This window comes from Pedobacter sp. UYEF25, assembly GCF_054061655.1.
The window spans coordinates 60271-70682 of record NZ_JBSSEL010000022.1; the positions used below are offsets into that span (position 1 = coordinate 60271).

Consider the following 10412-nt stretch of genomic DNA (forward strand, 5'->3'; position numbering starts at 1 on the left):
CCAGTTCGTTGTAAATGTAGCATATAAATACCTAAAGGAGTTACCGAAAAACCCACCGGTTAACATCGATTCTTTTACCTGTATTTGAGTAAAATATGCAAAATATTTTTACCTAAACGGCTCTTAGCCAAGATAAAAAGAATAGAATCTTTTATCGTCCTCTGACTTCTGGGAATGTAAACTGATGCATTTTTTAGTTCGTCTTTATTTGCTAACATAATAATTATAGGTAATAAAGATTGATAATGCTTTTTCAACACTTTCAACTTAAAACTTTCGGATAAATTATAATCCCTTATGTAATCAAGTTTAATATCGAGAATGCCCTCTGCCAACTTGAACCTCTTATCAAACGAGGGGCTATGGCTAGCACTTTCTTTCAAATTTCGATAGACGGCAGTAGCATCCGGTAAAACATACACCTTACTATTGATGAAGATGTCCAATAACCAAGGAAATGTGCCATCAACATAATTCATTTCCTTTATAGGTAGAAATTCCTTCCTAAGCACCCAGGTGCACGGTGCCATGAAACCACCGTCTAGCAAAAAGGATTGAAACTCGTGATAAATTGGAAATTTTTTTGGCTGATTCTTAAATAATGACAATTCAGTCTTTCCTGTAGACTCATTCCATCTGTTAAAATCAGTGGCAACCAATCCATATTCAGTATTTTGCGCTAAAAAATCGACCTGTTTTTGTAATTTCAATGGATCAATCCAATAATCATCGCCCTCGCAGATGGCAATGTATCTGCCTTCGGCTTTTTTTAAGGCCCAAAAAAAATTGGCAATCATCCCCAAGTTCTTTTCGTGATTTTTATAAAGTATTTTAATATTTTCTGGAATCACCTTTTGCGATAGATGCTTTTTAACAAGCTCATCAGTTGCATCAGGAGAATTATCATTGGCTACAATTAACTCTATTTGGAAATTAGTCACTTGCATAAGCACGCCATCGATGGCTTGCGTAATGAAATTTTCGTGTCCATAAGTGATCATTACGATCGATACGGTCGGTTCTATCATTTCTAAAATTGTAGTGGTTCTAATGCCCTCATCACCCTTGCAGGTGATCCAAAAGCGACACAATTATCAGGAATGTCTTTTGTTACAACGGAGCCGGCTCCAATAATAACATTGCTGCCGATCGTAACTTTCGGCAAAATGGTCGAACTTGCTCCGATCTGTGTAAAGGAGCCTATGGTTACATGCCCGAGCAAGGTGACATTGGGAGACAACTCCACAAAATCATTGATGACACAATCGTGGGTGATGAGGACATGATAATACACAATGCATCCTTTTCCTATTTTCACACCGTTTGAAAAAATAGCTTGATTCAAAACATTTGAACCGATTCCTATTGCGACATCATAATTGCCGATTTGTGCTGTAGGGCTTATAGTAGAGGAAAATGATCCTCCAAGATTTTTAAACTTTAAATATAATTTATACCTCAACTGTGGATTTCCAATTCCGAGGGTAAAATTGTTGCCGTTTTTTGTAAAAAAATCCTGCACAGAAGGCAAATTCTTTAAGATTGGAAATCTACCAAATAATAACTCTTCAGACCCTTCGCTTACATCATCATAAAAGGCAAGGCCTTGGAGACTATCTCGTTGATCAAAAATGTCTAAAATCTCTTTTGCAAAACCCTTTGCACCTATAATTAACATGCTAATTGTTTTGAACCCTTAGCAACAATCTACAAACTAAATCCACCTCTTCAAATGACAACTCTGGATATAGCGGTAAGCACATCACACATTTTGCAACTGAATCTGTAATTTCAAAATTTACAGGTGATAAGTAAGGAAGCGTGTTTGCCAAAGATGGGTAAAAGTACCTTCTTGTATACACTTCATTTGCCTTCAAAAAATGCATTGCCTTAAGCATTGACGCTTCTGATTCGAATAAAATTGGATGATAGGCATGGTTGTTCTGAGATTGTTCGTGCCAAATTTGCTTGGTACTTTTATGGTGTTTTAACCGTTCATCATACCTGTCTGAAATGAGCTTTCTTTTATTTCTAACCTCATTAATGTGATCTAGATTTACCAACCCCATGGCCGCGTGAAATTCTGAATTTTTACCATTTATGCCTAGTTCAGCAAATGCATCAGGACCATCAAAGCCAAAGTTTCTGATGTAGGCCATTTTTTTAATTAAGCTCGGATTGTTGCTGAACACCAGGCCGCCTTCGACACTGTGGTACAATTTGGTTGCATGTAGACTACAAGTGGAAATATCTCCATATTCAAAAACTGACTTTCCATTTACTTCTACTCCAAAAGCATGGGCACCATCATAGATGACCTTAAGTTGATGTTTTCTTGCAATTTTCTCTATTGCAACCACATCGCAAGGGTTGCCGTACACGTGTGTAGCGATTATTGCAGTGGTATTTTTTGTGATGGCGGCTTCTATCTTGTTGGGATCAATATTTAAGGACAGCGGATCTATGTCTACAAAGACCGGCACACAACCCTCCCACACAATACTGCTCGTGGTTGCAACAAAAGAAAATGGGGTAGTTATGATTTCCCCTTTTAAATCTAACGCTTTTATTGCAATTTGTAAGGCAACAGTTCCGTTGGTCACAAATAGTAAATGTTTGGCTTTTAAATACTCCTTTAACCGCATTTCTAAGTCGCTTGCTAAAGGGCCCATATTTGTTAGCCAATTGCGTTGCCAGATGCCCGTTAAATAAGCAGCATATTCTGATTGTGGGGGTAAAAATGGTTTTGTTACTGGGATCATCTGCCTGAAAGAATAGATTTAATAGCACTAATTACTTGCGATTTAAATAAGCTAGCGGTTAGCAAATAAATAGCAGAACCAGCTATTGTTGTAACCGCTAACCGTACAAAATTACTATAATTTCCTAAAACGACATCTAGAAAATATACAGCAACGCCCATCAAAATTGCGAGGGCAAAAATAGGTAATATATCTGCTACTTGTTGACCAATTTTGTAATCTAGCATTTTACCTGCAAAATAGGTGTTGATCAAAAGCGCAATAATTGAGAACAACAACTGTCCCCATAATAATGCATAAAAGCCATAAAAAAAAGATACAAATATTATGATCGACAAAATTATCTTTTTTACGATTTCCAATTTCAAGAAAAGGTCAGTTCTCCCAGTAACTTGTAATACAAGCAAATTGTATAGGTGTATGGGATATAAAATGCCTGTAAAACAGATAATCTGAAAAATTGGAACGATAGGAAGCCACTTTTCTGTAAAAAGGAATATGACCAAAGGCTTCGCTTCGATAGCCATAATCACAATTATTGGGGTAATTACAAACAGGACGATTTGCATAATTTGTTTATAAGCGGTCCGAAACCTAGGCAAATCATCTTGTACCTTTGCAAACAACGGAAAAATGACTTTATTTAATGCCGTGGATACATTTCCCACTGGCAACATCATCAAAGAGTTTGCTCTAGTGTAAAACCCAACTTGCGCTGCGCTGTAAAACCGCCCAATTACAATCTGATAAGCATTTGTGAAGATGGTATCTAGAACTGAAGACAGGGTTAATTTGTATCCATAATGAAAGTGAATGTCAAATAATTTTTTTTCAAAACTCAGCGTTGGTTTCCAGTTTGAGCTTATCCATAGGATTAAGGTGGTGAACAAAGAATTTACAAGGGCATAATAGACAAGTGCCCAGACTCCATAGCCTAAATAGGCCAATACCAAACCAACTAAACTTCCAATTATTAGCGCAGGTAGCGAAATTAAGGCCTGCTTTTTGAATTTTAATTCGCGGGATAAAATGGTATTTTGAACGGTACCAAAAGCCGAAAATATAAACGTCAATGCATAAACTCTTGTTATACCAGTTAATTTCGGTTGCTTGTAAAAGTCTGAGATCCAAGGTGCACTCAAATAGATTATTCCATAAATAATTATACTTCCAATTAAATTAAAAACAAATACTGTAGAATAATCTTTTTCTGTAACCTCTTTACTCCTGATCAAAGAGCTTGTTAAGCCTCCTTCGACTAGCGCATTTCCAATGCCCATAAAAATAGCGAGCATGCCAATTAAACCGAATTCAGCAGGACTTAGGAGTCTTGCTAATACAACAGAAACACCGAATGCGAGTATCTGGGTCGAGAATTGCTGTGTGTAGGTCCAGATCATTCCTGACACAGCCTGTTTTCTTAAAGACATTTTTTCTCAATAAATATGGGATAAATATTAAATCTACATCAAACCCTAGAACGCCTATTGATACTCGCAGGCCATAAAGCAGTTTTTAGCTAACTCATCGTAACGCAGCATCTATACCCTAATGGCATAAAATTAACTTAATAGCCCCATTATAAGCTGTGCCATTTAAACCAATGATTTTTTAGACCGCGTGGTTAAATTCAGATGATAAGCCTTTGTTTAATTTAGAATATCTCTAATTATTTTCTTAAAAATAAACCATAAGCACACTAAGCATCCGAAAATAATTCCTCCAAAAACAAGGCCTTCTACCCTACCAATTTTCTTTTTAGTAAGCGGATAAATGGGTTGATCAATTACTTGAATGAGCGGAGTTTCTTTTAACAAGGATAGTTTTGTCAGTTCCAAGTTCTTTACCATCTCCGCTAAAATTGATTTATTGGTTTCTGCAGAAAACTGTGCCCGTTGTGCAGGCGCAACTCTTTGGACCTGCCTCGTTGGATTTAAATTTGGTGTCGCATCAGCCACTGCCACAGCGCTGTAAATCGCGCCATTCATCACTGCTCGCACAGAATCCGTCTTTTCCTGAAGAATCCTCACGTTTTGGAGCGTTTTCTTTGTTTTTGTACTTACATAAAATTCATTAACATTTTTAACCAGCTCATCATTGAAAGCTTTGGCAAAAAACTCATCCTTCGCGGCCACATCCACCTGAATGGTACTCATTTTTTTATCAGGTTTAGCGACAGTTAAATAATTTTTATTTAGCTCGACTACAATTACTCCAAGTATGCTATCCTTTAAACGTTCCTCCTTTGAAAACTGATTTCCTAAAATAGGCCTTTCAACAGAAAACTGCAAATGTGCCATTTCTGGTTTACCAGCCCACTTTTCTCTCAATTTATTGAAGTTAATGTATCGATCAACCAACAACTGTCTTTTCCCGCCTAGGTCAACACTGGTAAGCAGGGTTTTCTGCAGCATAGACCTAGATTTATATAAATCTAAAATATTATCTCCCTGAAAGATGCCTCCTCCACCGCCTCCACCAATGTCCAAACCTGCCATCGACGCCAATCCAGCGAGATTCCCTAGTCCACCAGACCCTTTTTCATCCTCTAACACAAAGGTAGTCGTGGCAGTATAAACGGCCTTACTTAAATAAGCATAACTAAGTCCCAAGGCTGCACCACTTATCACAAACAAAAGAATGATCAACCACTTGGACAATAGGTAGGTCCACAATTCGCTAATTTTGAGCACAATCTCTCTTAAAGAAACCTGCTCACTTTCGGTATTTAAGGTTTGTTTTTGCCGCTCTATTCGCATCTTTTTTTGTTGAAAAATTAATTAACGAAGTAAGCTTACAACGATTGCTGCCACAGAGGCCAACCCAGTGCCAATACCGATCCACGACTGCGGACTTAGTTTTTCTCTTTCGGAACGTTTGGGCACCAGAATTTCTGCACCCGGCTTAATGGAAGGATAGCCTCTAAAAAATAAAAATTTGCTCATCCCCTCAACCGAACCATTGGCATATTTAACATACACCCCACCGCGCCTGGCGGCAGAAGTGAAGCCTCCAGCACCTCTGAGGTATTGCTTCAATCCCCTGCCCGGCACATACACAATGCTGTTTGGATTGAGTACCTCGCCAGTCACTTTTACGGTCTGTAAAATTCTTGGCACTCTAATCACATCCCCATCTTCTACAACAAGGTCATACCTAGACAAAGAATCTTTTAATATGGTAACGAGGTTTATGCCAACTAAATCACTTTGAATTAATTGCTGCTCAATGGCCGGCGCAACGGTGTCTTTCACCCCAACTTCTTGCGCCCTCTTTAAGTTCAAAAACTTTTTACTTTCTTCGTCCTGATTATCAATTACACGTGCCCCTTTTGGGTTTACTTTTGCTGCGCCTGGTCTTTTTAAAGAAGCGCCATCAGGATAGGCAGACGACGTTAAGCCTCCGGCTCTTCTTATCAAGGCAGAGATCCGTTCATCTTTTCTACTGATGGTGTACATGCCCGGATACAACACTTCACCCTCTAATTTCACTTGCTTTTGCACAACATAACCTTCAGAATTCCTCACTGTAACGATGTCGAATGGTTTTAACAAAAACGGAACACCTAACAACTTTAGATTTGGATCAACATTTACAGTAAACACTCGGGCCGTTTTTGCGGAACTTTGTGTGGCATTGCTATTGCTTATTCTTCTAGAAATTTCAATGCGGTTTGGCGTAGCACCTTCCTTAAAACCGCCAGCCAGTTGAATCACCGATTCAAGCGTCATGCCCTCGGCATAATCAAGCGTAGCCGGAGCCCTAACATCGCCCTGGATGCTCACTTTATACTCGTCCCTTAGATCAAATAGGGAAGAAATGGTTACTTTATCTTCCCGTTGCAAGGGAATATCTGTTTCGGTTCCTGCCATCACCTTCGCCACATCAAAGGAAATTAACGATTGGGTATTGTCCATGTTTAATCTGTTGATGTAACCCCTATTCAAAAAAGCATCTTCGGTCAATCCATCCGCTTTATCGATCAACTCGCGAAGCGTTAAACCTGGCTTAAGTTCAAATACCCCTGGACGAAAAACTGCTCCGCTGATGTCTACCCGATTGGCGAACCGATCTAATATGGCTTCTACCACATACTTATCTCCATTCTTAGGTTTGTAAGCAGAAAATTCTGAAGCGACGATATCGGTTATTTTCCTTTCTTTATCTGTATTCTGAAAAACTTTTATTTTCGCAGTATATGCATCTGTATTGAATCCGCCGGCAAAGTTGAGGACATTTTCTAAGGTTTCTCCATTTACCACTTCAAATAAACCAGGGCGCTTTACCTCGCCACTCACCTCTACTCTTTTTTCGAACACCGGTATGTTGATGACATCTTGATCCTGTAAACGGATATTGCCTTGCTGCATCCCTTTTAACAAGAAATCATATACATCAATGGTTGCGATAACCTTATTGTTTCTGATCAATTGAATGTTTCTAAAAGATCCATTTTCTGCAGGCCCTCCAGACGCATATAAGGCATTGTAAATGGTAGATAAGGAAGAGAGCGTATAGGTACCAGGTTTGATGACTTGCCCGGTCATAATGATTTTGATGCTTCTAATATTACCCAAATTAACGGATACCGTGGTTCTACCGGATTTTAGGGACGGATAGGTGGCCGACAAAGCAGAACGAATTTTAGAAGTCGCCTGTTCGATGGTTAGTCCGCCAACTGAAATTCTACCCACATATTGAAGCACTATAACTCCATCAGGACTTACCGCTAAATTATAGCTCGCCTCATTGTCTCCGTTGAGGTCTACCAGTAAATGATCATCTGGCCCAACCACATAGCCTTTCGGGGTTGCAATCCTTAAATTCGGCTCGAAAGTAATGCTGCCATTGCGAAAAAGTTCTGCTCCGAATATTTTTGGCCCTGCTTGCTTGGTAGAATCGATTGGTGTTTTAATACTGTTTGCGCCGTTGATCGGATCGCTCTGCACTCTATCTGCCGCACCTGTATTTGTACCTGCTTGATTGTCTGTGGTTGCCACCCCCTGTTTCCTCACTTTATCCACCCTAAGCTGTAACTTCTTTACTTCATCCGCATTCATCCCTTGTGCGGCAGCCATCTGCACCAACTGTGCATCAGAATAACCTATTGATGCTGCTTTGTTAATCAACTGTGATACTTGTGCATCCGACAGATCATCCACTTTTACATTGGTGTAATTTTGAGCAAACGAAGCAATGGAAAGGATTAATAAGAATATTGATAGAAATATTTTTAAGGTATGTTTCATAGGTCTACGAACCGGTCGATGTATGGCGCAAATATAGCTTTATTGAGTGAACGAAGCTTTTTGCCTTTTATGCTTTTTTTTTATAAAAATAGATTATACGAGGCGCTACTCAAAATAATTGAGCGTATTGAAACCACCTTTTTTAAGGTATTCATCTTTTTTCATCAATGCAAAATCAGCAAGAATCATTTCTTTTACCAACGCTGCAAGGTCATACTTTGGTTCCCAGCCCAATTGCGTTTTAGATTTTGTAGGATCGCCTAAAAGTAGATCCACTTCTGTAGGCCTAAAATATTTCGAATCTACCTTTACTACTGTGGTGCCCATAAAGAGTTTTTCTTTATTGATACCAAGCGAATCTAACAGCTCCTCATCTAGTCCGATGATGACTCCCTTCTCAAATTCGTCTTTACCAGAAAAGGCTATTTCAATGCCAAGCTCGGCAAAACTCATGCGCACAAACGCTCTAACGGTGGTGGTCACTCCGGTAGCGATGACAAAATCTTCGGCCTTTTCTTGTTGCAGGATGAGCCACATGGCTTCGATGTAATCCTTTGCATGCCCCCAATCTCGCTGGGCCGATAGGTTGCCCAGATATAGGCAGGTTTGTAAACCTAGTGCTATTTTTGCCGCAGCACGGGTAATCTTTCTTGTTACAAAAGTTTCTCCCCGTAGCGGACTTTCATGATTGAACAAAATCCCATTACAGGCGAACATGCTGTAAGCTTCGCGGTAATTTACGGTAATCCAATAGGCATACATTTTTGCGACAGCATATGGAGAACGCGGATAAAATGGAGTCGTTTCGCTTTGCGGAACTGCTTGTACCAAACCATACAATTCCGAAGTACTCGCCTGATATATTCTTGTCTTCTGCTCCATTCCCAAAATTCTTACCGCTTCTAAAAGCCTAAGGGTGCCTATTCCATCTGCGTTTGCCGTATATTCTGGCATCTCGAAGCTCACTTGCACATGGCTCATGGCCGCCAGATTGTAAATTTCATCTGGTTGTGTCTCCTGAATTATCCTAATAAGGTTGGTAGAATCTGTTAAATCGCCATAATGCAGTTTGAAACGCACATTATTTTCATGCTGATCTTGATAGAGGTGGTCGATTCGATCTGTATTGAACAGGGAGGAGCGCCTTTTTAATCCATGTACAAAATACCCCTTTTTTAAAAGAAATTCTGCTAGGTACGCACCATCTTGCCCGGTTACGCCCGTAATTAAGGCTACTTTCATAAAAATTTAATAGGTAATTTAAGTTTGCAAAGATAGCCATTAATTCTATTGGGCGAAACGCATTTCTAGCCTGCTAACAAAAATTAGCTGCACACAATTAGTTAACGAATGCCAAAAGCTAAAAATCCTTAATTGCCCCATTAGGTAGGTTTAATCTGTTGAAGTAAATAGGTGCCATAACCGCTTTTAACAAGTGGCTGCGCAATTTCTCTTAACTGTTCGGCAGAGATAAAACCCATGCGATAGGCTATTTCTTCAATACACCCAATTTTTAAGCCTTGACGTTCTTCTATAATCTGGACGAATTGCCCAGCTTGCATTAAAGAGGTAAATGTTCCGGTATCTAACCAAGCGGTACCGCGACTAAGTACGCCGACCTTCAATTTCCCACGTTCTAAATAAACCCGGTTAACATCGGTAATCTCATACTCTCCACGTGGCGAAGGTTGTATGTTCTTGGCAATTTCAACCACGTCATTGTCGTAAAAGTATAAACCCGGAACGGCATAGTTTGATTTCGGGTTTGTAGGCTTTTCCTCAATAGAAATTGCTTTTTTATGTTCGTCGAATTCTACCACGCCATAACGCTCGGGGTCTGAAACCTGATAGGCAAATACCACTCCGCCATCGGGATCTGAACTGGATTGCAGCAGATTGGACATGCCATCACCATAAAAAATATTGTCGCCCAATACCAGACCTACTTTTTCATTACCTATGAAATCTGCACCAATCACAAAAGCTTGTGCAAGGCCATTTGGTTCCTGCTGTACGGCATAAGAAAACTTACAGCCTAGGGATGATCCATCTCCGAGGAGTTTTTCGAAGTTTGGTAAATCATGTGGGGTAGAAATGATCAAGATTTCTTTAATGCCGGCCAACATTAAGGTAGATAGCGGGTAATAAATCATGGGCTTGTCGTAGACAGGCATCATTTGCTTGCTTGTTGCAAGCGTTAGGGGATGCAATCGAGTGCCGCTGCCACCGGCTAGTATAATTCCTTTCATTTTCTATGCGTATTAAATTTCTATTGCTTTCAAAGCGTATAAATGTGTTATATTTCCGTTTTCTCTATTGATGATGTTGGGCGTGCCCCAAGCTGCGCAAGGGTCAGGCTATTCGCTTCAAGTCCTCGTTCGTGCCTCACTCCGGGCTTTCC

The 10412-nt window shown here is 39.8% G+C and carries 8 protein-coding genes; all 8 read right to left on the bottom strand.

The features are described 5' to 3' along the window. Nucleotides 1-74: 74 nt before the first annotated feature. Nucleotides 75-1028 carry a glycosyltransferase gene (locus ACVWYG_RS16830; RefSeq protein WP_457271803.1) on the bottom strand — a complete coding sequence of 318 codons (954 nt, stop codon included), beginning with the start codon at nt 1026-1028 and terminating at the stop codon, nt 75-77. A gap of 2 nt (nt 1029-1030) precedes the next feature. Next, entirely contained in the window at nt 1031-1678 is a 648-nt protein-coding gene (locus ACVWYG_RS16835; protein ID WP_457271804.1) for an acetyltransferase, read from the bottom strand. Nucleotide 1679: 1 nt separating this feature from the next. Beyond that, a complete protein-coding gene (locus tag ACVWYG_RS16840; RefSeq protein ID WP_457271806.1) occupies nt 1680-2762 on the bottom strand; it encodes a DegT/DnrJ/EryC1/StrS family aminotransferase in 1083 nt (360 codons plus the stop codon). Continuing rightward, nucleotides 2759-4192 carry a lipopolysaccharide biosynthesis protein gene (locus ACVWYG_RS16845; protein WP_457271808.1) on the bottom strand — a complete coding sequence of 478 codons (1434 nt, stop codon included), beginning with the start codon at nt 4190-4192 and terminating at the stop codon, nt 2759-2761. The genes ACVWYG_RS16840 and ACVWYG_RS16845 overlap by 4 nt, the downstream gene beginning before the upstream one ends. Before the next feature lie 219 nt (nt 4193-4411). After that, complete coding sequence (locus ACVWYG_RS16850; protein WP_457271810.1) at nt 4412-5521, bottom strand: Wzz/FepE/Etk N-terminal domain-containing protein; 1110 nt, start codon at nt 5519-5521, stop codon at nt 4412-4414. 21 nt (nt 5522-5542) lie between these two features. Beyond that, nucleotides 5543-8011 carry an SLBB domain-containing protein gene (locus ACVWYG_RS16855; protein ID WP_457271812.1) on the bottom strand — a complete coding sequence of 823 codons (2469 nt, stop codon included), beginning with the start codon at nt 8009-8011 and terminating at the stop codon, nt 5543-5545. Nucleotides 8012-8116: 105 nt separating this feature from the next. Further along, nucleotides 8117-9253 carry a GDP-mannose 4,6-dehydratase gene (gene gmd, locus ACVWYG_RS16860; protein WP_457271814.1) on the bottom strand — a complete coding sequence of 379 codons (1137 nt, stop codon included), beginning with the start codon at nt 9251-9253 and terminating at the stop codon, nt 8117-8119. A 140-nt stretch (nt 9254-9393) separates the two neighbouring features. Next, complete coding sequence (rfbA, locus tag ACVWYG_RS16865; protein WP_457271816.1) at nt 9394-10260, bottom strand: glucose-1-phosphate thymidylyltransferase RfbA; 867 nt, start codon at nt 10258-10260, stop codon at nt 9394-9396. Nucleotides 10261-10412: the final 152 nt, after the last annotated feature.

Bases quoted from the DNA above. Each gene is read 5' to 3' on its own strand.
- rfbA (WP_457271816.1), bottom strand. From the start codon at position 10,260: ATGAAAGGAATTATACTAGCCGGTGGCAGCGGCACTCGATTGCATCCC.
- ACVWYG_RS16845 (WP_457271808.1), bottom strand. From the start codon at position 4,192: ATGTCTTTAAGAAAACAGGCTGTGTCAGGAATGATCTGGACCTACACA.
- ACVWYG_RS16840 (WP_457271806.1), bottom strand. From the start codon at position 2,762: ATGATCCCAGTAACAAAACCATTTTTACCCCCACAATCAGAATATGCT.
- gmd (WP_457271814.1), bottom strand. From the start codon at position 9,253: ATGAAAGTAGCCTTAATTACGGGCGTAACCGGGCAAGATGGTGCGTAC.
- ACVWYG_RS16830 (WP_457271803.1), bottom strand. From the start codon at position 1,028: ATGATAGAACCGACCGTATCGATCGTAATGATCACTTATGGACACGAA.
- ACVWYG_RS16835 (WP_457271804.1), bottom strand. From the start codon at position 1,678: ATGTTAATTATAGGTGCAAAGGGTTTTGCAAAAGAGATTTTAGACATT.
- ACVWYG_RS16855 (WP_457271812.1), bottom strand. From the start codon at position 8,011: ATGAAACATACCTTAAAAATATTTCTATCAATATTCTTATTAATCCTT.
- ACVWYG_RS16850 (WP_457271810.1), bottom strand. From the start codon at position 5,521: ATGCGAATAGAGCGGCAAAAACAAACCTTAAATACCGAAAGTGAGCAG.